The organism is Arsenicicoccus piscis, assembly GCF_022568835.1.
Taxonomy (GTDB): Bacteria; Actinomycetota; Actinomycetes; order Actinomycetales; family Dermatophilaceae; genus Arsenicicoccus; species Arsenicicoccus piscis.
In genome coordinates, this window is the sequence record NZ_JAKZHV010000007.1 from 132963 (window position 1) to 159120 (window position 26158).

At 71.7% G+C, this 26158-nt stretch carries 19 protein-coding genes; 7 read left to right on the forward strand and 12 right to left on the reverse strand.

From position 1 onward, the window contains the following. Positions 1-22: 22 nt before the first annotated feature. From MM440_RS13215 to uvrC, 9 genes are all read right to left on the reverse strand, one after another. Positions 23-2023, reverse strand: coding sequence for an ABC transporter ATP-binding protein (locus MM440_RS13215; RefSeq protein ID WP_241444822.1), 2001 nt, complete (start codon positions 2021-2023; stop codon positions 23-25). After that, positions 2020-3927, reverse strand: coding sequence for an ABC transporter transmembrane domain-containing protein (locus tag MM440_RS13220; RefSeq protein ID WP_241444823.1), 1908 nt, complete (start codon positions 3925-3927; stop codon positions 2020-2022). The genes MM440_RS13215 and MM440_RS13220 overlap by 4 nt, the downstream gene beginning before the upstream one ends. A 176-nt stretch (positions 3928-4103) precedes the next feature. Further along, the gene (gene tpiA / locus MM440_RS13225; RefSeq protein ID WP_241444824.1) at positions 4104-4895 is read right to left on the reverse strand and encodes a triose-phosphate isomerase; all 792 of its coding nucleotides are present in this window, start codon (positions 4893-4895) and stop codon (positions 4104-4106) included. 102 nt (positions 4896-4997) lie between these two features. Then, positions 4998-6197 (reverse strand): phosphoglycerate kinase, encoded by a 1200-nt coding sequence (locus MM440_RS13230; RefSeq protein WP_241444825.1) that lies wholly within the window; start codon positions 6195-6197, stop codon positions 4998-5000. A gap of 13 nt (positions 6198-6210) precedes the next feature. Continuing rightward, positions 6211-7212 carry a type I glyceraldehyde-3-phosphate dehydrogenase gene (gene gap / locus MM440_RS13235; protein WP_241444827.1) on the reverse strand — a complete coding sequence of 334 codons (1002 nt, stop codon included), beginning with the start codon at positions 7210-7212 and terminating at the stop codon, positions 6211-6213. 129 nt (positions 7213-7341) lie between these two features. Beyond that, entirely contained in the window at positions 7342-8322 is a 981-nt protein-coding gene (gene whiA / locus MM440_RS13240; protein ID WP_241444829.1) for a DNA-binding protein WhiA, read from the reverse strand. A gap of 86 nt (positions 8323-8408) precedes the next feature. Continuing rightward, on the reverse strand, positions 8409-9347 hold the full coding sequence (locus MM440_RS13245; protein ID WP_241444831.1) for a gluconeogenesis factor YvcK family protein: 939 nt from the start codon (positions 9345-9347) through the stop codon (positions 8409-8411). Continuing rightward, positions 9344-10252, reverse strand: coding sequence for an RNase adapter RapZ (rapZ, locus tag MM440_RS13250; protein ID WP_241444832.1), 909 nt, complete (start codon positions 10250-10252; stop codon positions 9344-9346). Before rapZ ends, MM440_RS13245 begins: the two co-directional genes overlap by 4 nt. A gap of 40 nt (positions 10253-10292) precedes the next feature. Continuing rightward, positions 10293-12254 (reverse strand): excinuclease ABC subunit UvrC, encoded by a 1962-nt coding sequence (gene uvrC, locus MM440_RS13255; protein ID WP_241444833.1) that lies wholly within the window; start codon positions 12252-12254, stop codon positions 10293-10295. 289 nt (positions 12255-12543) lie between these two features. On the opposite strand from uvrC, the gene MM440_RS13260 reads away from it, so the two are divergent. The 6 genes from MM440_RS13260 (at position 12544) to MM440_RS13285 (ending at position 18676) form a co-directional block, all read left to right on the forward strand. Then, positions 12544-13791: a branched-chain amino acid ABC transporter substrate-binding protein gene (locus MM440_RS13260; protein ID WP_241444834.1), complete on the forward strand. Its 1248-nt coding sequence runs from the start codon at positions 12544-12546 to the stop codon at positions 13789-13791. A 91-nt stretch (positions 13792-13882) separates the two neighbouring features. Then, on the forward strand, positions 13883-14806 hold the full coding sequence (locus MM440_RS13265) for a branched-chain amino acid ABC transporter permease (RefSeq protein WP_241444835.1): 924 nt from the start codon (positions 13883-13885) through the stop codon (positions 14804-14806). Beyond that, positions 14803-16569 (forward strand): branched-chain amino acid ABC transporter permease, encoded by a 1767-nt coding sequence (locus MM440_RS13270; protein ID WP_241444836.1) that lies wholly within the window; start codon positions 14803-14805, stop codon positions 16567-16569. The genes MM440_RS13265 and MM440_RS13270 overlap by 4 nt, the downstream gene beginning before the upstream one ends. Further along, entirely contained in the window at positions 16566-17399 is an 834-nt protein-coding gene (locus MM440_RS13275; protein WP_241444837.1) for an ABC transporter ATP-binding protein, read from the forward strand. Before MM440_RS13270 ends, MM440_RS13275 begins: the two co-directional genes overlap by 4 nt. Before the next feature lie 5 nt (positions 17400-17404). Continuing rightward, on the forward strand, positions 17405-18112 hold the full coding sequence (locus MM440_RS13280) for an ABC transporter ATP-binding protein (protein WP_241444868.1): 708 nt from the start codon (positions 17405-17407) through the stop codon (positions 18110-18112). A gap of 93 nt (positions 18113-18205) precedes the next feature. Continuing rightward, positions 18206-18676: an SRPBCC family protein gene (locus MM440_RS13285; protein ID WP_241444838.1), complete on the forward strand. Its 471-nt coding sequence runs from the start codon at positions 18206-18208 to the stop codon at positions 18674-18676. Positions 18677-18761: 85 nt separating this feature from the next. Here MM440_RS13285 and MM440_RS13290 read toward each other — a convergent pair whose 3' ends face one another. Then, positions 18762-21566 carry an SCO7613 C-terminal domain-containing membrane protein gene (locus MM440_RS13290; protein WP_241444839.1) on the reverse strand — a complete coding sequence of 935 codons (2805 nt, stop codon included), beginning with the start codon at positions 21564-21566 and terminating at the stop codon, positions 18762-18764. 207 nt (positions 21567-21773) lie between these two features. Between MM440_RS13290 and MM440_RS13295 the strand changes: the two genes are divergently transcribed. Beyond that, the gene (locus MM440_RS13295) at positions 21774-22286 is read left to right on the forward strand and encodes a lamin tail domain-containing protein (protein ID WP_241444840.1); all 513 of its coding nucleotides are present in this window, start codon (positions 21774-21776) and stop codon (positions 22284-22286) included. Here the strand turns inward: MM440_RS13295 and MM440_RS13300 are convergent. Then, positions 22250-23002: a nucleoside/nucleotide kinase family protein gene (locus MM440_RS13300; protein WP_241444841.1), complete on the reverse strand. Its 753-nt coding sequence runs from the start codon at positions 23000-23002 to the stop codon at positions 22250-22252. The two genes, MM440_RS13295 and MM440_RS13300, sit on opposite strands and share 37 nt — an antisense overlap. Before the next feature lie 28 nt (positions 23003-23030). Next, positions 23031-26120, reverse strand: coding sequence for an excinuclease ABC subunit UvrA (gene uvrA, locus MM440_RS13305; RefSeq protein WP_241444842.1), 3090 nt, complete (start codon positions 26118-26120; stop codon positions 23031-23033). Positions 26121-26158: the final 38 nt, after the last annotated feature.

Genomic DNA, 26158 nt, shown 5'->3' on the forward strand with positions numbered 1-26158 from the left:
GACGTCAGCCCCGCGCGGGAGGTCAGGACGTCCAGGCCTCCCACAGGCGGGCGTACTCGCCGTCCAGGGCGACCAGCTCGTCGTGGCTGCCGAGCTCGGCGACGCGGCCGTCGATGACCACGGCGATGCGGTCGGCGTCGTGCGCCGTGTGCAGGCGGTGGGCGATGGCGACGACGGTGCGCCCGGTGAGCAGGGCGTTCATAGACCCCTCGAGGTGCTGGGCCGTGCGCGGGTCGATCAGCGAGGTCGCCTCGTCGAGGACCAGGGTGTGCGGGTCGGCGAGCACCAGTCGGGCCAGCGCGATCTGCTGGGCGCGTCCCGGTGACACGCTCTGGTGCCCGGCGCCGAGGGTCGTGTCGAGCCCGGCGGGCAGCGACTCGACCCAGGACCAGGCGTCGACCGAGCGCAGCGCCTGCTCGACCTCGGCGTCGGTGGAACCGTCCCGCGCGAGCCCGACGTTGTCGCGGACCGACCCCACGAACACGTGGTGCTCCTGGGTCACCAGCGACACCTCGGTGCGCAGCACGTCCAGCGGCAGCGTGGTGATCTCGACCCCGCCGACCGTCACCGACCCGGTGCGCGGACCGTTGATGCCCGCCAGCAGCCGCCCGAGGGTGGACTTGCCCGAGCCGCTCGGCCCGACGACGGCCAGCCGCTCGCCCGGCGTCAGGTCCAGGCTCACGCCGTGCAGGACGTCGTGCTCCGCGCGGTAGGCGAACCGCAGGTCCCGACCGGCGATCGCCGGGTCGGCAGGACGGTCCGACCCCACCTCGCGGTCGGCGGGGACGATCGCGACGCCGAGCAGGCGGGTGGTCGAGGCCAGCGCCACCTGCAGCCGGTCGATCGTGTGCACCAGCATGTCGAACGGGCCCCATACCGCCTCGATGTAGAGCATGGCGGCAGTGATCTGACCGAGCCCGACCCAGCCCCGCTCGTAGCCGATCGCGCCGAGCGCGAGGGTCAGCACGCGGGGCAGCGAGAAGGCCAGGTCCATCACGATGAAGAGCAGGTTGCGCAAGGTCATGCCGTAGCGCTCGGCCTGCCCGGACACGGCGATGTCACGACGGCCGGCGTCGCGGCGGCGCTGCCCGAGCCGCAGTGCCTCGACGGTGCGGGCCCCCTCGACGGTCTCGGTGAGGGACGTGTTGATGCGCGAGTAGGTGTCGCCCTCGAGCAGGTAGGCGGCCGGCGCCCGGCGCAGGTAGCGCAGCACCTGCAGCGTCGCCGCCCCCATCAGCACCAGGGTCGGCAAGGCCAGCAGCGGCGAGTTGAGCACCATGGCGACCACGGTCAGCAGCACCATGACCGAGGCGATGATCGCCTCGGGGAGAGCCCAGCGGACGCCGTCGCTCATCGTTCCGGCGTCGCGCGTGACGCGGGTGACCAGGTCGCCGCTCGCTGCCTGCTCCACCCGCGACAGGGGCAGCCGCAGGATGGCCCGCACGACCGACTCGCGCGCCTCGGCCAGCACTCCCTGTCCGAGCACCGCCGAGGCCAGCTTGGCGCCGAAGGTGAGGGCCGCCTGGAGCGCCACCACCGCCAGGACCACGAGCGCGGCCCGAGTGGCCGTGTCACCGGCCTCGCTGCCGCGCCCGAGGGCCAGCAGCGAGGCGGTGCGGTCGACGAGGTCGCCCAGCAGCCGGGGCACGAACAGCGACGCCAGCGCGGCCCCGGCGTTCAGCAGCAGCACCGCGACGAGCAGCCCGCGTCGGCGGCCGAGCAGCTCACCGAGGAAGGTGACGACCTGGCGCGCCGTGGCGATCGGCAGCCCACGGTCCGGCGACATCGCCCCGGCGACGAAGTGCTCTGCCCGACGACGGCGCAGCAGGTGCCGGGTGCGCAGGGCGCGCAGCCGCCGGACCAGACCCACGGTGCGTGGGGGCGGGACCAGCTCGGGCGGGACGGCTCGCTCGTGGGCGCCATGGCGGGTCGGGTCCCAGGTGCTCGCCGAGTGGTGCGCCAGGTCGTCGCGCAGCAGGTCGGAGCCACGGCCGCTCGGCCGCGCGTCGCTGCGGACACTCATCGCTGGACCTCCTCGGTGCGTGAGACGACGGATCGGTAGTCGAGGTGGTGCGACCACAGGTCGCGGTGGGTGCCCGTCGCCACCACCCGGTAGACCGTGGCGTCCGTCCCGGGGTGAGGCGACGGCTCGGGCGCCAGCAGGGTCACCTCGTCGGCGTGGTGGAGCAGGAGCGGCGAGGCCGTCATGACGACGGTCGTGCGGCCCGCTCGGAAGCCGCCGAGCCGGGCGGCGATGCGCGCCTCGGTGTGCGCGTCGACCGCCGAGGTGGGCTCGACCAGAACCAGCACGTCAGGGTCGAGGGCCAGGGCGCGCGCCAGGGTCAGGCGCTGCCGCTGGCCGCCGGAGAGTCCCCGACCACGCTCCTCGACCTGCCCCTGCCAGCCCTCGGGCAGCGCGTCGAGCACGTCCTCGGCGGAGGCGGCCACCAGCGCCTCCTCGGCCTCGGCGAGGCTGAGCCGGCGGTGCGGGTCGAGGGCGTCCTGCAGCGTCCCCGCGAAGACCGTCGGCCCGGTGTCGCACACGAGCACGCGCTCACGGACGGCGTCGAGCGGGACCTCTCCGAGGTCGACGCCACCGAGGGTGACACCCCAGCTGGTGGAGGTCAGCGCCCGCTCCTGCGCCGCCAGGGTGGCCCGGCGCTCGCGTTGACGACGCCGCTCGGTCCGCGCCGCCCGGCCCTTGAGCTCGGCGTCCGGAGCCAGCTGCACCTGGGCCGACTCCTCCGTCGGCAGGTAGCGACCGAGCCGGTCGGCCAGGGCGGCGGTGCGCTCGGGGTCGGCGCACACCACCATGGTCAGCCGGCCGGGTCGCGCGGTGAATCCCGTTGCCAGGTCGGTGAGCTCGGCGGTGGCGGCGGCCGGCAGCGCGACCTCGGTCGGGTCGTCCGACCACGGCACCGGCTGGTCCAGCAGGGCCACGGTGCGGTGCGCCGACACCAGGGCGCGCGTCCCCTTCTGGACCAGCTCGAAGAACGAGCGCAGCGGCTGGGTCATGAACAGGCCGTAGCCGAGGAAGGAGACGAACTCGCCCACGGTCAGCCGACCGGCTCCGACCTCGCGCACGCCGGCCCAGAGCAGGCCGGTGAGCAGCAGGCCGGACAGCAGCACGCCGACGCCGTCGACGGCGGCCTGCCACCGACCGGCCGAGATGCCGGCGTCCCGAGCCGACTGGGAGGCGCGCGCGTAGTTGTCGGCAAACCGCTCCTCGCCCCCGACGCCGCGCAGGATCCGCAGGCCGGCGACGATGTCGGTGGCCATCGACGTGAGCGTCGAGGTGCGCGATCGCTCCAGCGCCTGCCGCGCACCGAGCGGGCGCAGCAGCGGGAGCGCCAGGACCACGACCGCCGGCGCCGCGAGCAGCACGAGCACGCCGAGCCGGGGCGAGGTGACCAGCACGAGCACGGCGACGATGACGTAGGCGACCGCCTGCGAGGCCGCACGCACGGTGATCTCCATGAAGCCGCCGAACTCGTTGGAGTCGCTCGACGCCACCGAGAGCACCTCGCCGGACGGCGCGCGGCGGGTGAGCACGTGCCCGAGCCGCACGGCCTTGTTGGTTACCAGCTGGGTCGTGCCGTAGAGCGCGACGAGCCACTGGCGGACCGCGAGCGTGTGGTAGACGAACCCGCTGGAGGCCCCGACCACCGTCACCAGGGCGAACAGCGCGAGCCAGCGCACCAGCGCGGCGTTGTCGTGCGGCACGATCGCCTGGTCGATGGCGCGGCCGAGCATCCACGGCGCGAGCGCCTGCGGGATCATCCAGACGATGGCGACGAGCAGCGCGGCGAGGAACAGCACCCCCTGGTCGCGCACCAGCCACCAGAGGTAGGCGGCAGGGCTACGCGTGTCCGGATGCGGGGCTGCGGGATCGGCGTAGGCGTCGACGGTCTGGGGGAAGTCCTTCATGGCAGGCCCCACCCTAGGCCTGACCACCGACACACCCCCACCCGTTTTCCCCGCGCCAGATCGTCACCCCACAGGCCTCACACGCCCAGGCCTCACACGCAACATCTCACGCACGCACCGCACCGGCCCGTGGCGATCGCCACGGCCGGTGCGGTGGAGCGGTGGTGCGGGTGAGTCTACTTGTTGTGCGACTGGTAGCGCGCGATGGCCGCGAACTCCTCGGCCTCGAGGGAGGCGCCACCGACGAGCGCACCGTCGACGTCCTCCTTGGCCATGATGGCCGCGACGTTGCCGGACTTCACCGAGCCGCCGTAGAGGATGCGGATGGCGTCGGCCGTCTCCTGGTCGTAGAGCTCGGCGAGCTTCTCGCGGATCGCGGAGCAGACCTCCTGGGCGTCCTCGGGGGTCGCGACCTCGCCGGTGCCGATGGCCCAGATGGGCTCGTAGGCGATGACGATGGTCTTGGCCTGGTCCTGCGGGATGTCCTTGAGGTCGGCCTCGATCTGGGCGAGCACGTGCTCGACCTGCTTGCCCTCCTTGCGGACGTCCAGACCCTCGCCACAGCACAGGATCGGGATCAGACCGTGCCTGAACGCGGCCTTGACCTTGGCGTTGAGCAGCTCGTCGCTCTCGCCGTGGTGCTCGCGGCGCTCGGAGTGGCCGACGACCACGTAGGTGCAGCCGAGCTTCGCGAGGAACGCGCCGGAGATGTCACCGGTGTAGGCACCGGAGTCCTGGACCGCGAGGTCCTGGGCGCCGTACTTCAACGACAGCTTGTCGCCCTCGACGAGGGTCTGCACGGAGCGCAGGGCGGTGAACGGCGGGAGCACGACGACCTCGACGGCGCCGAAGTCGTGCTTGGCGTCGCGCAGCGTCCAGTCGAGCTTCTGGACCAGGTGGGTGGCCTGGAGGTGGTCCAGGTTCATCTTCCAGTTGCCCGCCATGAGCGGGGTACGGCCAGCGGCCATGGGGGTCTCCTTGCGGGTTGAGGTGCGTGGGTCGGGCCGGGGCCCGAGGCCGGGACGGCCCCGCGGTCGAGGACCACGGGGCCGTCCGGTGGCTGCGATCGATCAGGCGAGGATCGCGACGCCGGGGAGCTCCTTGCCCTCGAGGTACTCGAGGGAGGCGCCACCACCGGTGGAGATGTGGCTGAACTGGTCGTCGGAGAAGCCCAGCTGGCGCACCGCGGCGGCGGAGTCGCCACCGCCGACGACGGTGAAGGCACCGCCCTCGGTCGCCTTGACCAGCGCCTCGGCGACGGCCTTGGTGCCGGCCGCGTAGGGCGCCATCTCGAAGGCTCCCATCGGGCCGTTCCAGAAGACCGTCTTGCAGTCCGCGAGCTTGCTCGCGTACAGCTCGGCGGACCGGGGCCCGATGTCGAGACCCATCGCGTCGGCGGGGATCTGGTCCGCGTCGACGGTCCGGATGTCACCGTCGGCGGAGAACGAGTCGTTGACGACGACGTCCACCGGCAGGACGATCTCGACGCCGCTCTCCTTGGCCTTGTCGAGGTAGCCCTTGCAGGTCTGCACGTTGTCCTCGTCGAGCAGGCTCTTGCCCACCTCGTGGCCCTGGGCCTTGAGGAAGGTGAAGACCATGCCGCCACCGATGAGCAGGCGGTCGGCGGTCTTCATGAGGTTGTCGATGACGCCGAGCTTGTCGGCGACCTTCGCGCCACCGAGCACGACCGCGTAGGGCCGCTCCGGGTCCTCGGTGAGGCGCTTGAGCACCTCCACCTCGTTCTGGACCAGCCCGCCCATGGCCGCCGGCAGCAGCTGCGCCACGTCGTAGACCGAGGCCTGCTTGCGGTGGACGACGCCGAAGCCGTCGGACACGTAGGCGTCGGCCATCGCGGCGAGCTGCTCGGCGAAGGCCTTGCGCTCCGCCTCGTCCTTGCTGGTCTCCCCCGCGTTGAAGCGCAGGTTCTCCAGCAGGGCCACGTCGCCGTCCTTCAGACCCTCCACCACGGACTTCGCCGAGTCACCGACGGTGTCGGTGGCGAAGGCGACGTCCTGACCGAGGAGCTCGCTCATCCGCGCCACGACGGGCTGCAGCGAGTACTTCTCCTCGGGGGCACCCTTGGGGCGCCCGAGGTGGGCGACCACGATGACGCGGGCGCCCTGGTCGGTCAGGGCCTTGATGGTCGGGACGGACGCGCGGATCCGGCCGTCGTCGGTGATGTTCTTGTCACCGTCGAGCGGGACGTTGAGGTCCGAGCGCACGAGGACGCGCTTGCCTTTGAGGTCTCCCAGGTCGGCAATCGTCTTCATGAGCGATCGCCGATCAGAGCTTGGAACCGACGAGCGAGGTGAGGTCAACCAGACGGTTGGAGTAGCCCCACTCGTTGTCGTACCAGCCGACGACCTTGACCTGGTTGCCGATGACCTTGGTGAGGCCGGCGTCGAAGACGCAGGAGGCCGGGTCGGTCTCGATGTCCTTGGAGACGATCGGGTCCTCGGTGTAGACCAGGTAGCCCTTCATGGGGCCCTCGGCGGCCTTCTTGACGATCTCGTTGACCTCCTCGACCGTGGTGTCGCGCGGGGCCTCGAAGGTGAGGTCCGTCGCCGAGCCGGTCGGGGTCGGGACGCGCATGGCGTAGCCGTCGAGCTTGCCCTTCAGCTCCGGCAGCACCAGCGCGACGGCCTTGGCGGCACCGGTCGTGGTGGGCACCATGTTGAGGGCCGCGGCGCGGCTGCGGCGCAGGTCCTTGTGCGGGCCGTCCTGCAGGTTCTGGTCCTGGGTGTAGGCGTGGATGGTGGTCATCAGACCACGCTCGATGCCGAGCCCGTCGTTGAGCGCCTTGGCCATGGGGGCCAGGCAGTTGGTGGTGCACGAGGCGTTCGAGATGATCGTCTGGCTGCCGTCGTACTTGTCGTCGTTGACGCCCATGACCACGGTCAGGTCCTCGTTCTTCGCCGGGGCGGAGATGATGACCTTCTTGGCGCCGGCGTCGATGTGCGCCTTGGCCTTGGTGGCGTCGGTGAAGAAGCCGGTGGACTCGACGACCACGTCGACGTTGTTCGCGCCCCAGGGCAGAGCGGCCGGGTCCTTCTCGGCGAAGGCCAGGATCTTCTTGCCGTCCACGGTGATGGACTCGTCGTCGTAGGTCACCTCGCCGGGGAAGCGGCCGAGGATGGAGTCGTACTTCAGCAGGTGGGCGAGCGTCTTGTTGTCGGTCAGGTCGTTGACCGCCACGATCTCGATGTCGGCGCCGGAAGCCACCGCGGCGCGAAAGAAGTTGCGGCCGATGCGGCCGAAGCCATTGATCCCAACACGTACAGTCACGGGATAAAGCCTTCCTAGTGGGTCTTTCAACTTGGCCCTGCCAGCCTAGTACGTCGGCCGAGGGCTGTCGTGACCGGGCCGTGACTTCGCGACAGTTGACCTGATGAGAGCGTCCGTAGACCCCTCGCCTCACACGTCGAGCATGTCGGCGGTGAGGTTGGCCTCGGTGCCGGGCATCCCCTCGTCCTGGGCCCGCTTGTCGGCCATCGCCAGCAGCCGCCGGATCCGACCGGCGACCGCGTCCTTGGTCATCGGCGGGTTGGCGAGCTGACCGAGCTCCTCCAGGCTCGCCTGCTTGTGCGCGAGGCGCAGGTCGCCGGCCTCGCGCAGGTGGTCCGGGACCTCGTCGCCGAGGATCTCCAGCGCGCGCTCCACGCGGGCACCGGCCGCCACGGCCGCGCGGGCGGAGCGGCGCAGGTTGGCGTCGTCGAAGTTGGCCAACCGGTTGGCGGTCGCCCGCACCTCGCGGCGCATCCGCCGGTCCTCCCAGGCGAGCACCGCGTCGTGCGCGCCCATCCGGGTCAGCATGGCGCTGATGGCGTCGCCGTCGCGGATGACCACCCGGTCGACCCCGCGCACCTCGCGGGCCTTGGCCTGCAGCGACAGCCGCCGGGCCGAGCCGACCAGGGCGAGCGCGGCCTCGGGACCCGGGCAGGTGATCTCGAGCGCCGACGAGCGGCCGGGCTCGGTGAGCGAGCCGTGCGCGAGGAAGGCTCCGCGCCACGCGGCCACGGCGTCACACGAGGCGCCGGAGACGATCTTGGGCGGCAGGCCCCGCACGGGTCGGCCCATCAGGTCCACGAGCCCGGTCTGGCGGGCCAGCGCCTCGCCGTCCTGGGTCACCCGCACGATGTAGCGGCTGCCCTTGCGCAGCCCCCCGGCGCTGAGGACCTGCACCTCGCTCGGATAGCCGTAGACCTCGGCGATCTCGCGCTTGAGCCGACGAGCGACCGCCGAGGTGTCCAGCTCGGCCTCGATGACGATGCGTCCACCGATGATGTGGAGCGCCCCGCAGAAGCGCAGCATGGTCGAGACCTCGGCCTTGCGGCAGCAGGGCTTGGTCACGGCCAGCCGACTGAGCTCGTCCTTCACGAGAGCGGTCATGGACATCAGAACATCCTGTCATCGAGTTGCGGTCAGCACGCCCCCGAACAGGGGCCTGTGACTGCATTGCGTAACCATTGGTGCCAGCGGAGTCAGCCGATGATGTCACGATAGGCGGCGGCCAGGCGCAGCGTGTCGTGCTCGGCCAGACGCTGCGGGGTCGCCACCGGGGCGACGACCAGGTCCGCACCGAGTGCCGCGGCCGCCGCCCGGAGCGCCGGCTCGTCGAGCACGATGCTCGGGTCGGCGATCACGGCGTCGAAGGTCAGCTCCGGGGCGTGTCGCCAGAGTACCCGCAGGTGGTCCGCCGCCGTGAGGCCGAAGGTCTCGCTGGTGTCCAGCTGCAGGTTCAGCGTGAGCACCCGCCGGGCGGGGGTGTCTACCAGGGCGCGGCGCAGCTGGGGCACGAGCAGGTGGGGCATGACGGAGGTGAACCACGAGCCCGGCCCGAGGACGACGACGTCGGCCTCCTTGACCGCAGCGATGGTCTCGGAGCACGCCGGGGGCTCGTCGGGGTGCAGGGCGACCGAGCGCACCAGGCCCTCGGTCTTGGCCACGTGCTCCTGCCCGCGGATCAGCACGACCCGCTGCGGGTCGTCGGGGTCCAGCCCGGCCACCTGGGCCTCGATGCTCAGCGGCACCGCGGCCATGGGCAGCACCCGCCCGCGGGCGCCGAGCAGCCGGCCGACCATGTCGAGGCCGGCGACCGTGTCGCCGAGCTGCTCCCACAACGAGACGATGAGCAGGTTGCCGAGGGCGTGCCCCCCGAGTGGGCCGTCCCCGGCGAACCGGTGCTGCAGCACGCCGGCCCAGGTGGTGCCCCAGTCGCCGTCGTCGCAGAGGGCCGCGAGCGCCATCCGCAGGTCGCCGGGCGGCAGCACGTCGAACTCGCGGCGCAGCCGCCCGGAGGAGCCGCCGTCGTCGGCGACGGTCACGACGGCGGTGATCCGATCGGTCACCAGCCGCAGCGCGCGCAACGAGGCGGCGAGGCCGTGCCCGCCCCCGAGGGCGACCACGGCGGGGCGGTTCACTCGCGCCCCAGGTCGCGGTGGACCGTCAGGGTGCCGACCTCTCCCCCGGCCAGCTCGGCGGCCAGGCGCTCGGCCACGGCGACGGAGCGGTGCTTGCCGCCCGTGCAGCCGACCGCGAGCGTGATGTAGCGCCGGCCCTCGCGCACGTAGCCGGAGATCATCGCGTCCAGCATCGCCACGGTGCGGGTGACGAACTCGGCCGCGCCGAGCCGGTCGAACACGAAGGCCGCGACCTCGGGGTCGCGCCCGGTCTTGCCGCGCAGCTCGGGGATCCAGAACGGGTTGGGCAGGAAGCGCATGTCGAGGACGATGTCGGCGTCCAGCGGGATGCCGTACTTGAAGCCGAACGACATGACCGCGACGCGCAGCCGCGGCCCGCGGTCGGCGTCGAAGATCTGGCCGACCTTCGCCGCCAGCTGGTGCACGTTGAACCCGGAGGTGTCGAGGATGACCTCGGCCTGCGAGCGCAGGTCGCCGAGGAGCTCGCGCTCGCGCCTGATGCCGTCGAGCAGCCCCCCGTCACCCTGCAGGGGGTGCGGGCGCCGGACGCTCTCGAACCGGCGCACCAGGGTCTCGTCGGTGGCGTCGAGGAAGACCACCCGCGGGCGCCAGCCGTCGTCGTGCAGCTCCTGGATGGCCTCGGAGAGCGCGTCGAAGAAGCCGCGGGAGCGGACGTCGACGACCGCGGCGACCCGACGCACGCCGGCGGGGCTGTCGGCGTCGGCCTTGCGGATCATCTCGCCGAGCGAGTGCAGCATCTTCGGGGGGAGGTTGTCGGTGACGTACCAGCCCGAGTCCTCGAGGACGTTGGCGCACACCGAGCGACCCGCGCCGCTCATGCCCGTGACGATGACGAAGTCGTGCCCGGGCCCGAGCGGGGTCAGCTCGGCGGTCGGCTGGTCCATGACGGTCCTTCCTCGCGGTGCGGGCGGGTGGCTCGTGGAGTCACAGCACCTCACCCGTGGTCAGGTTAACGGCTGGGGCCGCCTCGTCGGGGGCGGCGAGCGCAGTCACCACGGCGGCCGCGAGGGTGGGGCCGATGCCGGGCACCGCCTGGATCTCCTCGACGGACGCGGCGCGGAGCTTCTTGACCGAGCCGAAGGTGCGCAGCAGGGCCTTGCGCCGCGCCTCTCCGAGGCCGGGCACGTCGTCGAGCACGCTCGCCGTCATCGCCTTGGACCGGCGCTGACGGTGGAAGGTGATGGCGAAGCGGTGCGCCTCGTCGCGCAGCCGCTGCAGCAGGTAGAGCCCCTCGCTGAAGCGCGGCAGGATCACCGGGAACTCCGAGCCCGGCAGCCACACCTCCTCGAGCCGCTTGGCGAGGCCGACCACGGTCACGTCGGTGATCCCCAGCTCGGTGAGCGCCGCCTGAGCGGCCTCGACCTGGGGGCGACCGCCGTCGACGACGACGAGGTCGGGGGCGTAGGCGAACCGCCGCGGCTTGCCCGTGTCGGGGTCGATGATCGATCCGGGCTCGGCGCCGGACCGCTCCTCGACGTAGCGGCGGAACCGCCGGGTCAGCACCTCGCCCATGTCGTGCAGGTCGTCCTTGGGGTCCTTGACGATGAACCGGCGGTACTCGCTCTTGCGCGGCAGTCCGTCCTCGAAGACCACCATCGAGCCCACCACGTTGGTGCCCTGGACGTGCGAGATGTCGTAGCACTCGATCCGCAGCGGCGCCTCGTCGAGGTCCAACGCGTCCTGCAGCTCCTGCAGCGCCTGGCTGCGGGCCGTGAGGTCACCGGCACGGGCTACCTTGTGGCGCGCCAGCGCCTGCTCGGCGTTGCGGGACACCGTCTCGATCAGCGCCCGCTTGTCGCCGCGCTGCGGCACCCGCACGTCGACCCGTGCCCCGCGCAGGCTCGCGAGCCAGGCACGCACCGCGTCGGCGTCGTCGGGCAGGTGCGTGACAAGCACCTCGTCGGGGACGCCCTCGGCCGACTCGCCGCCGTAGACCTGCTGCAGCAGGGCCTGCACCAGCGGACCCATCGCGCCCTCGGCCTGGCCCTCGGGGTCGGCGGCGTCGGCGTTCTCGCGCTCGACGACCCAGCCGCGCTGACCGCGCACTCGGCCGCCGCGCACGTGGAAGACCTGCACGGCGACCTCGAGCTCGTCGCCCACGAAGGCGAACACGTCGGCGTCGGTGGCGTCCCCGAGCACCACCGTAGACCGCTCCAAGGCCTTGGTGAGCGCCCCCAGGTTGTCGCGCAGCACGGCCGCCCGCTCGAACTCGAGGGCCGCGGACGCCGCCTGCATCTCGCGCTCGATCTGGCGGACGAAGCGGGCGGTGTTCCCCGCCATGAAGTCGCAGAAGTCCTCGGCGATCTCGCGGTGCTGCTCGGCGTCGACCCGGCCGACGCACGGCGCGGAGCACTTGTCGATGTAGCCGAGCAGGCAGGGCCGACCGACCTGCGCCGCCCGCTTGAACACCCCGGCGCTGCAGGTGCGGATCGGGAAGACGCGCAGCAGCTGGTCGAGCGTCTCGCGGATCGCCCAGGCGTGGCCGTAGGGCCCGAAGTATCGGGTGCCCTTGCGCTTGACCCCGCGCATCACCTGCGCGCGCGGGAACTCCTCGGACATCGTCACGGCCAGGTAGGGGTAGGACTTGTCGTCGCGGTACTTGACGTTGAACCGGGGGTCGAACTCCTTGATCCAGGAGTACTCGAGCTGGAGCGCCTCGACCTCGGTCTTGACGACGGTCCACTCGACCGAGGCCCCCGTGGTGACCATCCGGCGGGTGCGCGGGTGCAGCGCGCCGATGTCCTGGAAGTAGGAGGACAGCCGCGGGCGCAGCGACTTCGCCTTGCCGACGTAGATCACCCGGCCCTCGGCGTCGCGGAACCGGTAGACCCCGGGGTCGGTCGGGATCTCGCCCGGCCGGGGGCGGTAGGTCGAGGGATCAGCCACGACCTCACCCTATGCGGCCCCCCTGACAGACCCCCAAGCCTCGACGATCCGCCGAACCGAGCCGCTCGCACGCAGCGAAACAGCGGCGAAACCGCCGCGAAACCTGGCGGCGGCACCATTTCCATCATCGGGTCGACGGACATCGCCGCTGCTCAGGGCGGGTGTCACAGGCCGGTAACGAAGAGGGTGCCGATGGGGTGAAGGAGATTCCCCTTCCGCCGATCGCCCCCTACGCTTCGACCAACCGCGGCGCTGCCATCCATGTCGCCGCTCAAACCCAGGAGGACACGTGTCCCAGCGTTCCCTGATCACCGTCGGCGTCTCCGTCGTCGCCGCCTCGCTCGCTCTGTCCGCCTGTGGCTCGCGCGACGCCGACACCGGCACGGGCGGGGGCGGCGGCACCGGCTCCGCCGCCGGCAACAAGACCGCCACCATCGGCGTCATCGCTCCCCTCTCCGGCGACCTGTCGGCCATGGGCAAGGGCATCCAGCACTCGGTCGAGCTGGCCGTCAAGCAGGCCAACGACTCCGGCGCCATCCCCGGCTGGACCCTCAAGGTCGACGCCAAGGACGACGAGGCCAAGCCCGAGACCGGCAAGAACGCCGCGACCGCCCTCGCGGGCGACAACAACGTCGTCGGCGTCGTCGGCACGCTGAACTCCAGCGTCGCGCAGAACGTCCAGCCGGTGCTCGCCACCGCCAAGATCGTGCAGGTCAGCCCCGCCAACACCAACCCGTCGCTGTCGCGCGGCAAGGACTACCTGACGGCGCCCAAGCGCACCTATCCCACCTACTTCCGCACCTGCACCACCGACGACGTGCAGGGCCCGTTCGCGGCCAAGTACCTCCTCGACCAGGGCATCAAGCAGGTCGCCACGATCCACGACAAGAAGACCTACGGCCAGGGCCTGGTCGACGCCTTCACGACGTACTTCAAGGCGCACGGCGGCACGGTCGTCGCGGCCGAGACGATCAACCCCGACGACAGCAACTACCAGAACGTCATCTCCAAGGTGAAGGGCTCCGCGCCCAAGGCGGTCTACTACGGCGGCGAGTACCCGCAGATGGGCCCGCTTTCGCAGCAGGCCAAGGCGGCCGGCCTCAACGTCCCCTTCATGGGCGGTGACGGCGTCTACGACCCGAAGTACATCCAGCTCGCGGGCGCCACGGCGACCGGTGACCTGGCCACCTCGGTCGGCGCCCCGACCGACAGCCTGGAGAAGGGCAAGGAGTTCCTGGCGGCCTACGAGAAGGCCGGCTACGCCGAGCCGTCGTCCGCCTACGGCGCCTACGCCTACGACGCGGCCAACGCCATCATCGAGGGCCTGAAGACCTCGCTGAAGGGCGCCTCGGACGCCCAGGGCGCACGCCAGGCCACCATCGACGCCGTCGGCAAGGTCAACTTCCAGGGCGTCACCGGTGACGTCGCGTTCGACCAGTACGGCGACTCCAAGACCCGTGTCCTCACGGTCTACAAGGTCGAGGGCGGCAAGTGGGTCCCGGCCAAGACCGAGGACATGGCCAAGGCCGGCAGCTGATCATCCGTTCGCGCCTCGGGGGGCGGGGAGGCAACCCCTCTCCGCCCTCCGCCACGTCCCCCACCTCCCACCAGAGAGGAGAAGCACGCACGTGGACCTGCTCCAGCAGCTCGTCAACGGCCTGACTCTCGGCTCGTTGTACGCCCTGATCGCCGTGGGCTACACCGTCGTCTACGGCATCGTGCAGCTGATCAACTTCGCCCACGGCGAGGTCTTCATGATCGGCGCGTTCGGCGGCCTCACGACCTACCTCGCCCTGTTCCAGGGCACCACCGCCTGGTGGACCCTCCCGATCATGCTCGTCGGCGCCGTCGCGGCGTCGGTCCTCACCGCCGTGGTGATGGAGCGGGTGGCCTACCGGCCGCTGCGCAGCGCGCCGCGCCTGGCGCCGCTCATCACCGCCATCGGCATCTCGGTGTTCCTGCAGGAGCTCGTGCGCCTGTTCTACGGCAAGATCCCGGGCCTGCCGGACGCCAAGTCGCGGCTGCCGTTCCCCCGCATCGACGGCGTGACCGGCCCCGCGTTCAGCATCGGCGGGCTGGACTTCCAGCGCCCGGCGCTGTTCACGATGGGCTCGCTCGCCGTCTGCGCCGCCTTCTTGTGGTGGTTCATCAACCGCACCAAGCAGGGCCGCGCCATGCAGGCCGTCTCGCAGGACCCGGACACCGCGCGCCTCATGGGCATCGACGTGGACCGGATCATCGTGACGGCCTTCGCCCTCGGAGCCGCGCTCGCCGCCATCGCCGGCGTCGCCCAGGGCCTGCAGAACAACAACATCGACTTCCGGATGGGCTTCATGGCCGGTCTCAAGGCCTTCACGGCCGCAGTCCTCGGCGGCATCGGCAACGTCGCGGGAGCCGTCGTCGGCGGCCTCACGCTCGGCGTGGTCGAGGCGCTCGCCTCCCAGCTCGGACCGACGGCGTGGAAGGACGTGTGGGCCTTCGGCCTGCTCATCCTCGTGCTCGTCTTCCGCCCGCAAGGCATCATGGGCGCCCGGGTGGTGGATCGCGCATGAGCAGCTCCGTCTCCAACCCCGGCAGTCACCGCGCCGAGCGCGACCCCCGCAGCTGGCGCGACCGGCTCGCGGCCGGCTCCCCAGACTCCCCGGACGCCCCGGCCCAGCTGAACCGCGCCTTCGTCATCGGCCTCGTCGGCGTAGCCCTCCTGGTCGCCAGCGCGTTCATGTCCTGGACCTACAACCCGGCGCTGCTCGGCAACGTCACGCTCTACGGCAACCCGGGGACCGTGCAGATCTACCTGCTGGTGATGGCGCTGATGGCGCTGTTCCTGCTGCTCATCCGCAAGGGTCCGCTGAGCCGGCTCGGCCGCCACCTCGGCCGGCAGACGGGTCTGCGTGCACTGGGGATCGGCATCACGCTCTACCTCGTGATCGCCGTCGGCGCCTCCATCGCGCTGACCGACGACGCCATGCTGGGCGCGCTGGACCCCGGCGTCTACGTCGGCATCCTCGGCGGCCTGCTGGTCGCGGCGGCGGGCCACCTCCTGCCGACCCACAAGGCCGTCGGCGAGCGGCACCAGCGGTTCCCCGCCTGGCTCGAGATCCTCGTGGTCGTGCTGCTGGTCGCGCTCGCCCTCGCGGCCGCGGCCTACGGTCTCGGCATCGGCGACCCGGCCCTGTTCGTCGCGTTCCTCGCCTTCGTCGCGGTGATCGCGGCCGGGCTCGCGCGGGGCGGCTTCTTCGACTGGCTCTCCATCGTCGTCGGGCACCACCGGACCGTGCTGCTGCTCGCGACGTTCGCCGCCGCGTTCGCTTTCCCGCTCACGCAGAACGGCTCGGACGCCAACATGTCGATCGCCACCTCGGTGCTGATCTTCGCGGCGACCGCCATGGGCCTCAACATCGTCGTCGGCCTCGCCGGCCTGCTCGACCTGGGCTACATCGCCTTCCTCGGCGCGGGTGCCTACGTCGGCGCGATGCTGTCGGAGTCGGCGTTCGCCACGATCGACTGGAAGCCGCCGTTCATCATCGTCGCCCTCATCGGCGCGCTCTTCGCGGCGCTGCTCGGCCTGATCATCGGCTCGCCGACGCTGCGCGTCTCCGGCGACTACCTCGCCATCGTCACCCTGGCGTTCGGCGAGATCTTCCGCCTGACGATGTTCAACCTCGACGGCAACAACGGGCCGGACCTCACCCACGGTCCGAACGGCATCCCGGCCATCCCCGAGCTGAACTTCTTCGGGTTCGACTTCGGCGCCACCCACGCGTTCTTCGGGGTCCCGATCACCCGCTTCGCCAACTACTACTTCCTGCTGCTGCTGCTGATCGGGTTCATCATCTTGGTGTTCACCCGCCTCAACAACAGCCGCATCGGGCGTGGCTGGATCGCGATCCGCGAGGACGAGAAGGCCGCCGAGGCCATGGGGGTCAACGTGTTCGGGCTCAAGATCCTCGCGTTCGCGGGCGGTGCGTTCCTCGCCGGTCTCGCGGGCACGGTGAAGGCCCACCAGGACGTCTCGGTCACCCCGGACCAGTACCAGTTCCTCGAGTCGGCGTTCCTGCTGGCCGCCGTCGTCCTCGGCGGCATGGGCACCGTCGGCGGCGTGCTGCTCGGCGCGGTGATCCTCAAGCTGCTGCCCGAGAAGCTGCGCTTCTTCGCCGACTACCGGCTGCTGCTGTTCGGCCTCCTGCTCGTGCTGATGATGCGCTTCCGGCCCGAGGGCCTGGTCGCCAACCGTCGCCGCCAGCTGGAGTTCCACGACGACGACGAGGCGCTGGCCGACGAGGTCGAGGCGATCCACACGGAGAAGGTCACATGAGCACCGCCACCACCGCACCGGTCCCCGCGGCCGCCGCGCAGGACTCCCCCACCATCCTCTCGGCCCGGGGGGTGACCATGCGCTTCGGCGGTCTGACCGCCGTCAACAAGGTGGACATGACCGTCCACGAGGGCGAGATCGTCGGCCTGATCGGGCCGAACGGAGCCGGCAAGACGACCTTCTTCAACTGTCTCACCGGGCTCTACAAGCCGACCGAGGGCGAGGTGTGGCTGGCGGGGGCCGAGCTCCCGCCGAAGCCGCGCGAGGTCGTCGTCGCCGGCATGGCCCGCACCTTCCAGAACATCCGCCTGTTCGCGAACATGACGGCGCTCGAGAACGTCATGGTGGGACGCTACTGCCGCACCAGCTCCGGGCCACTCACCTCGATCCTGCGCGGGCCCAAGTTCCGCCGCGAGGAGGAGGCGACGCGCGCTCGGGCGCAGGAGCTGCTGACCTTCGTCGGGCTGGGTGGCAAGGGCGAGCACCTGGCCCGCAACCTCCCCTACGGCGACCAGCGCCGGCTCGAGATCGCTCGCGCGCTCGCGACCGACCCGAAGGTCGTGCTGCTGGACGAGCCGACCGCCGGCATGAACCCGCGCGAGACCGAGGAGTGCAAGGACCTGATCTTCAAGATCCGGGACAACGGCATGGCGGTGGTCGTCATCGAGCACGACATGAAGTTCATCTTCAACCTGTGCGACCGGGTGCTCTGCCTGGTCCGCGGCGAGCTGCTCGTCGAGGGCGACCCCGGCACGGTGCAGTCCGACCCGCGGGTCGTCGAGGCCTACATCGGTGGTTCGGAGCTCGACGACGAGGAGGACGAGCACTGATGGCGATGCTCGAAGTCAAGGACCTGCGGGTCGCCTACGGCAAGATCGAGGCCGTCAAGGGCATCTCCTTCGAGGTCGAGGAGGGCCAGGTCGTCACGCTCATCGGCACCAACGGTGCCGGCAAGACCACCACCTTGCGCACGATCTCCGGGCTGCTGCGCCCGTCCAGCGGAGCGATCTACTTCGAGGGCAAGCGGCTCGACCAGGTGCCGGCACACAAGATCGTCACGCTCGGCGTCGCGCAGTCGCCCGAGGGGCGACGGATCTTCCCGCGGATGACCGTCGAGGAGAACCTCATGCTCGGGGCGTTCTCGCGTACCGACCACGGGGCCTTCACCGAGGACCTCGACCGCGTGTTCGAGCTGTTCCCGATCCTGCAGGAGCGTCGCGCCCAGCCCGCCGGCACGTTCTCCGGCGGCGAGCAGCAGATGCTCGCCATGGGCCGCGCCATGATGTCGCGTCCGCGCCTGCTGCTGCTCGACGAGCCGTCGATGGGCCTGTCGCCGCTGATGATGAAGCGCATCATGTCGACGGTGAAGACGCTGCAGGAGCAGGGCACCACCGTGCTGCTCGTCGAGCAGAACGCCAACGCGGCGCTCAAGCTCGCCGACCGGGGCTACGTGCTCGAGGTGGGGTCGATCGTGCTCTCCGGCACCGGCCGTGAGCTGCTGGCCAGCGACGACGTCCGCAAGGCCTACCTCGGCGAGGGGTAGCGTCACCTGCCTCCCGATCGTCCGCGGCGCGATCCGCCGCGGGACATCCGCCGCGCGCTGCATGATTCGCGGGCGATCGGGTAGGCAGTGAGGATGAGCGACGAGTCGAAGAAGATCACCGTCAGCCGCACGATCGACGCCTCGGCCAAGGACCTGTGGGACGTGTTGTCCAACCCGGCCCGGCACGTCGAGCTCGACGGCTCCGGATTCATCCAGTCCGACCACAAGACCGACCGCATCACGGCCAACGGCCAGGTGTTCACCATGAACATGAGCGGTGCGCACATGGGCGGCGACTACCAGACCGACAACCACGTGGTCGGCTACGACAAGGACCGGCTGCTCGCGTGGAAGACCGCGCCCGCCGGCACCGAGCCGCCCGGCTGGCAGTGGGTGTGGGAGCTCCAGGCCGACGGACCGGACCAGACCACCGTCACGCTGACCTACGACTGGAGTGGTGTCACCGACAAGGCGCTGCTGCAGAAGGTCGGCTTCCCGCTGGTGTCCAAGGACCAGCTCGAGGACAGCCTCAACAAGCTGGCCGCAGCCGTCTCCGGGTCCTGAGTCCACCCCGGCTGGACCCCGGCTGACGAAGCCCGCCCTCCCCCGCGAGGGCGGGCTTCGCCTTCCCCCTTCTTCCCCCTCTTCGTCAGCGCATCCGGCCGACGAAGCCTTGAGCCCGGCGCAGGTCGCCCAGGCGCTGCTCCCAGGTGATGCCGAGGCCGACGAGCATGACGCCGGCCGCCGAGAGCAGGAGCCACTGCGGCACGACCGTGACGTAGGGCGTCAGCTCGGCCAGCGCGAGCGCGGCGGTGCCGACCGCTCCCACCGTGAACGGTGCCGCCAGCCGCAGCCGCAGGCCGACGAGCACCAGCGCGAGACCGACCAGCCCGACCACGAGGGCGCGCACGCTGACCGGGTGGTTCAGCGCGGCGGCGAGGCTCGGTGCGTAGCCGAGCGCCAGCCCGGGGGTGAGCGTGGTCCAGGTGGACCGCCCCGTCCCGTGCCAGGGCAGCTCGAGCCGCGAGCGTCCGACGCCCGCCTCCGACGCGGTGTCGCGCTCGCGGTGCAGCCGGCGCGCTCCCCACACCAGCAGCGCGACGGCGGCCGGCACGGTGTAGAGCTCGAGCGTGCGCAGGTCGGCGTCCACCAGCCGCAGCCAGGTGGCGACGGTGAGCAGCACCCCCGCAGCCCAGCCGTAGACCGGCCGGTCGTCGCACCGGGCGCGCGCCACCCCCAGCCCCACGCCGGTGAAGGTCAGGCCGACGGCCAGCAGGCTCAGGTCGCTCGCCAGCAGGGCCCAGGCGGTCACGGCGACCAGCAGGGCGGTCACCTCGAGGGCGAGGCGGTCGAGTGCGTCCGCGCCCTTGCTGGCGCTGGCGGCGGTGGGGGAGGTGGCGGTGGCGGCGCCGCAAAGACCCGCTTCAGCGGTGGCGCCGGCGTCGTCGAGCCTCGCCGCGCTCACGACCGTGGCCGCTGCGCTGACGGCCTCGGCGCTGGCGGCCACCCGCGCGCGGGCCGCCCGCGCAGCGGGGCCGGCCCGGCCCACGTGCGACCGGTCCTCGCCGGCCGGGCGCGCCCCGGCGGACGCGCCGAGGAGCACGGCGCTGATGCCGACGAGCAGGGCGCCGCGCTGGTGCGCCGTCAGTCCGGCCAGCCCGAGTCCGGACTCGAGCAGGGCCAGGGTGCAGGCGCCGGCGAGGGCAAGGGCTCCCCCACGCAGCTCGGGGCGCCGCTCGTCGACCGCGACGACCACGAGGGCCACGGCGAGGACCGCGAAGGACGCCGGCCGGAGCACGTCCGGCAGCCCGGCCAGGGCGAGCAGCGGGGCGAGGACCACACCTGCGGCCACGGCGGAGCGGGTCCGACCTGGCTGGTCCGGGCCCAGCACCCGACGGACGGCAAGCAGGCCGAGGCCGAGGCCGGCGAGCAGGGCCAGGGTCGCCGCGCCCGGCCGGACGTGAGCCACGCACACGAGGGCGAGCACGACCGCGGCGGCGAGCGCGGGGTCTACGGCAGCGGCGCGGTGCAGCCGGGCGACCAGGGGCTGGGCCGCCAGACCGACCACCACCAGCGCGACGGCGAGCAGGTCAGCGGCGCCGGCCGGCGCCGGCGCCATCCAGGTGCCGTGACCGGCCTCGATCAGCCGACGCGCCGCCGCCGCGAGCAGCTCGGGCGCCGGTTCGAGCGCCGCCAGCAGCACGGGTGCGGCGAGGCCGAGCAGGGCACCCGTCGTGGGCTGCAGGCCGCGCTCGCGCCACCACCCGCTGGCCGCCGTCGTGAGGACGACCGCGCAGCCGGCGGCCAGCAGCGGCAGCCGGGGCACCTGGGCGAGGACCGCGCAGAGCGTCACCCAGCCCGCGAGGTGGGTGCCCGCCAGGGCCAGGGCGCCCACCCGGACCTCCCGGCGCCGCGACACCGCTGAGACCCCGGTCAGGGCGAGCGCGGCGAGGACCAGCGTCCAGCGGTCGGCGAGCTGCGTGGCCAGGCCGACCGGAGCCGCATACCCGTCGACGAGACCGGCGTCGCCGAGCCTCTGGTCGGCGGGGAGCAGCCCCCGCCACACCAGGGCCAGGTAGCCGCACAGCCCCGCGCCGACGGCGACGACCTGGGTCAGCACCCCCGGGCTCACGCCACGGCGGCGGCGCAGCGCCAGCCCCAGCACCCCGACGGCTGCCAGCAGCGACCAGGTCACGGTGGCCGGGACGCCCGTGATCCGCGGCAGCGCGGTCGCGCCCACCACGAGGGCTACGGCGGCGTGGACGTCCAGGGCCCACGATCCGGCCGGCGGTCGAGCCTTGACCCCCGTGCTTCGAGGCTCGACCGCCGGCAGCTGGTGATGACCCGGGCGGCGGGCGAGCCAGGTGGCTCCAGCACCGACGGCGACCAGGGTCAGGAGGGCGGCACCGAGATCGGTGACGGCGCCCGGGAAGTACGGCGAAAGTCCTTGCTGCACACTGCTTTCCGCTGCCCACCAGAACCCGGCGCTGACGATGGCCAGGGTCTCGGCCGAGGCGCGGAGACCGCGGCGGGCGCTCACGACCGCCAACGCGAGGAGTGCGGCGACGACGGCGACCATGATCCCGGCGCGACCGGCCCAGCCGAGCAGCGTCCAGGCCCAGGCGGTGAAGACGCCACCGGCGATGACGAGGCACAGGCCGCCCACCGCGAGCAGGATGGCGCCGACGGACGCGCCTCGGCGTCGGGCCGGCTGGGGGGTGGCGTAGACCAGGCTCGGCGTCGCGGCGTGCCGGCTCGGGTCCGCCGGGAGCGGCAGGAAGAGCGCGGGGTTCGCCCGGATCTGAGTGAGCAGTCCGTCGGTCTCGCGCAGCGCCACACCGAGGGTGGCGACCAGTGGGGAGTCCAGTCGTAGACCGCACGAGGGGCAGACGGGACGAGGAGCGAGGCCACCACCGCACTGAGGGCAGCGAGACGGGTCGTAGTGGGCGTCCATGACCCCACCCTCTCGACCCGGGCGGGGCCGGCGGATCGGCTCAGATACTCAGATCTCGCGTCGAGAGGTACTCAGAGCCAACCGGGTGCTTCACCCGGGTGCGTGACGCGTTCGGCCCCGCCGGGACCACGGAATGTATAGGCTCAGCCACCACCAGTGCGGCTGTCGCTCCGCTGGGCTCGTCCACCTGAGTCTGATTGGTCCCTCATGAATCGCGCTTCCAGCCTGCTGGCCCTGTCCCTCGTCGCCACCACCGCCGTGTCGGCCGCACCCACCCTGACCGCGCAGAGCGCCCAGGCCGCCACCCCCGCGGTGCGCATCACCACCTGGCAGGCGGACTACGGCGGCACCAAGGTCAAGGACGAGCCCGCCACGAACGCCACCTTGAACGGTGAGTACCTCGCGATCGCCAACACCACGAAGAAGCCCGTCGCCCTCGGTGGCTACCGGGTCGAGGACCGTGGCGCGATCCACCGCTACACCTTCCCCAAGGGCTTTGTCCTCGCTGCGGGCAAGAGCGTCGTGCTGCACTCCGGGCAGGGCAAGACCACCGCGGCCCACGCCTACTGGGGGCAGAGCGTGCGAGGTGCCAAGCCGGTGAGCCGCAACGGCTACATCTGGAACAACACCGGCGACACGGCCACGCTCCGCTCCAGCACCGGCGCCGTCGTCCACACCTGCACCTACAAGAAGGTCGCCTCGGGCCGCAAGGTCTGCTGACCAGGCGCAGGCGGGTCTGCTGGGGCGCTCGGAGCAGACGAGCGGGTCAGCCGCGGCCGGTCCAGGTCGGTGTTGTCCAGGACCCACGTGCTCCGCTCGCGCGGCCGCGCCTGCTCGAGGTAGAGCCGCTGCCCGCCGACGTAGCGCCGGTTGCTCGCGGCCTCCGGGTCCGCGTCGTGCGGCCCGGCGAACCGGGCGTTCCCCCGCGGGACCGTCACGGTGAACGGCGCCTCGACCCACACCGTGGCGTCCCAGACGTCGACGAGCTCGGGACGCTGCAGGAAGATGCCGTCGACCAGCACGATCGCCTCCGGCGCCAGCTCGATGGCCTCCGGTGCCGCCGGTTCGTCGCGCGCCACGTCCCAGACCGCCGGCACGAGCGGCTGACCGAGCCGCACGGCGTCGACCACGCAGCGGCGGAACTCGTCGTAGCGGTACGACCCGCGGTAGAAGCCCTCCGGGCCTCGACCCGCTGCTATCCGGTCTGCGCGAGCCCGGTGGAAGCCGTCGATGCTCACGGACACCATCGGTCGGCCGCCGTAGGACAGCGCGTGGTGGACCAGCTCGGCCGCCAGGTGCGACTTGCCGACACCGTCGACCCCGTCGAGGGCCACCAGGCAGCGCCGCCCCGGCCGCACCCGGTCCAGCTCCGCCGCGAGAGCGCCCACGACCTCCGCCCGCCGAGGTACGCCGGCTGCCCCGGACGACTCGGTCACCGCGATCCCGCCCCCGTCGCCGCCCCGCTCAGCCGGCGCGGCGGACGCGGGCGGCAGCCTTTTGCGCGGCGGTGGCCGGCGCCTTCTTGGCGGCGGACTTCTTCGCCGGGGCCTTGGCGGCGGCCTTCGTGGCGGCGGTCTTCGTGCTGGCCGACGTCGTGCTGGTCCTGTCGGCAGCCGTCTTCTTGGCCGTGGACTTCTTGCCCTCCGCCGCTGGGCCGGGGCGCTCGACGACCGTGGACGTCACGGTGGCCCGCTGCTGGGTCTTCTCCAGGACGGGCGCGAGGAACCGACCGGTGTAGCTGTCGGGGTTGGCGGCGACGTCCTCGGGGGTGCCCTCGGCGACCACCAGACCGCCGCCGGCGCCACCCTCGGGACCCATGTCGATGATCCAGTCGGCGTTCTTGATGACGTCGAGGTTGTGCTCGATGACCAGGACGGTGTTGCCCTTGTCGACGAGGCCCTGCAGCACCAGCAGCAGCTTGCGGATGTCCTCGAAGTGCAGCCCCGTCGTCGGCTCGTCCAGCACGTAGACCGTGCGCCCGGTCGAGCGCTTCTGCAGCTCGGCCGCGAGCTTGACGCGCTGGGCCTCACCGCCGGAGAGGGTGGTCGCGGGCTGACCGAGTCGGACGTAGCCGAGCCCGACCTCCACCAGGGTGCGCAGGTGCCGCGCGATCGCGGGGACGGCCTCGAAGAACTCGGCGGCCTCCTCGATCGGCATGTCGAGGACGTCGGCGATGGTCTTGCCCTTGAAGTGGACCTCGAGCGTCTCGCGGTTGTAGCGGGCGCCGTGGCACACCTCGCACGGGACGTAGACGTCCGGCAGGAAGTTCATCTCGATCTTGATGGTGCCGTCGCCGTTGCAGTTGTCGCAGCGACCGCCCTTGACGTTGAACGAGAACCGACCCGGCTGGTAGCCGCGGATCTTGGCCTCGGTCGTCGACGCGAAGAGCTTGCGCATGTGGTCGAACACGCCGGTGTACGTGGCCGGGTTGGAGCGCGGCGTGCGACCGATCGGGCTCTGGTCGACGTGCACCACCTTGTCGAGGTGCTCCAGGCCGGTGACCGTGCGGTGTCGCCCGGCGACCTGGCGGGCGCCGTTGAGTTTGTTGGCGAGCACGGTGTAGAGGATGTCGTTGACCAGGGTCGACTTGCCCGAGCCGGACACCCCCGTGATGGCGACGAGGCGCCCGAGCGGGAAGCCGACGGACACGTCGCGCAGGTTGTGCTCGCGGGCCCCGAGGACGCGGACGACGCGCTCGGTCTCCGGAGGGCGACGGACCTCCGGCATCGGGATCTCCTCGCGCCCGGAGAGGTAGCGCCCGGTCAGCGAGGTCGGGTGCGCGAGCAGCTCGGCCACCGGCCCCGAGTGCACGACCTCACCACCGTGCTCCCCCGCGCGCGGCCCGATGTCGACGACCCAGTCGGCCGTGGCGATGGTGTCCTCGTCGTGCTCGACGACGATCAGGGTGTTGCCGAGGTCGCGCAGCCGGGTGAGCGTCTCGATCAGCCGGTGGTTGTCGCGCTGGTGCAGGCCGATCGACGGCTCGTCGAGGACGTAGAGCACGCCGACCAGGCCCGACCCGATCTGGGTCGCCAGCCGGATGCGCTGCGCCTCGCCGCCGGACAGGGTGCCGGCCGGTCGGTCGAGTGACAGGTAGTCCAGACCGACGTCGAGCAGGAAGCCCAGCCGGGCCTCGATCTCCTTGATGACGCGCTCGGCGATGGCCCGCTCGCGCTCGGTGAAGTCGACCTCGGTGAGGAACTGGGCGCAATCCCGGATGGAGAGCGCGCACACACCGGAGATGCTCTTGCCGCCGAGCAGCACGGCCAGCGACTCGGGCTTGAGCCGGGCCCCCTGGCAGACGGGGCACGGCACCTCGCGCATGTAGCCCTCGTAGCGCTCGCGCGACCAGTCGGAGTCGGTCTCGGCGTGCCGGCGCTTGACGAACGGCACCGCACCCTCGAAGCCGGTCGTGTAGGAGCGGTCGCGACCGTAGCGGTTGCGGTAGCGGACGTGCACCTTGTAGTCCTGCCCGTAGAGCAGGGCCTCCTTGGCCCGCTCGGGCAGCGCCCGCCAGGGCACGTCGAGGGAGAAGCTGAGGTCACGGGCGAGCGCGCCGACGACCCGCAGGAAGTAGTCGGCCGCCCCGCTGCCCTGGCCCCACGGCAGGATGGCGCCCTCGTTGAGCGACTTCTCCTCGTCGGGGACGATCAGCTCAGGGTCGACCTCGAGCTCGGTGCCGAGACCGGTGCACGCCGGGCAGGCGCCGAACGGGCTGTTGAAGGAGAACGAGCGCGGCTGCACCTCGTCCATCGCGAGCGGGTGGTTGTTGGGGCAGGCGAGCTTCTCGGAGAAGCGGCGCTCCTCGCCGGAGTCGACGAACTCGACCAGCATGACGCCGCCGGTCAGCCCGAGCGCCGTCTCGACCGAGTCGGTGAGGCGTCGGGCGGCGCTCGGGTCGTCACCCTTGGCCACCAGCCGGTCGATGACGACCTCGATGGTGTGCTTGCGCTGCTTCTCCAGCGCCGGAACCTCGGTGAGCGACACGACCTGACCGTCGACCCGGGCCCGGCTGTAACCCTTGGTCTGCAGCTCGGCGAACAGGTCGACGAACTCGCCCTTGCGGCCCTGCACGATCGGCGCGAGGACCTGGAAGCGGGTGCGCTCGGGCAGCGCGAGCAGCTGGTCGACGATCTGCTGCGGGCTCTGCCGCCCGATCGGCTCGCCGCACACCGGGCAGTGCGGGCGGCCCGCACGGGCGAACAGCAACCGCAGATAGTCGTAGACCTCGGTGATGGTGCCGACGGTCGAGCGCGGGTTGCGGTTGGTGGACTTCTGGTCGATGGAGACCGCCGGCGACAACCCCTCGATGAAGTCGACGTCGGGCTTGTCCATCTGGCCGAGGAACTGGCGCGCGTAGGCGGACAGGGACTCGACGTAGCGGCGCTGGCCCTCGGCGAAGATGGTGTCGAAGGCGAGGGACGACTTGCCCGACCCGGACAACCCGGTGAACACGACCAGCGAGTCCCGGGGGATGTCGATCGAGACGTTCTTGAGGTTGTGTTCGCGCGCACCACGCACCACGAGATGGTCGTGGTGGGGGCGGGGCTTCACTGAGGGTCCTGGCACGCTCCCTACTGTAGGTGGCACCA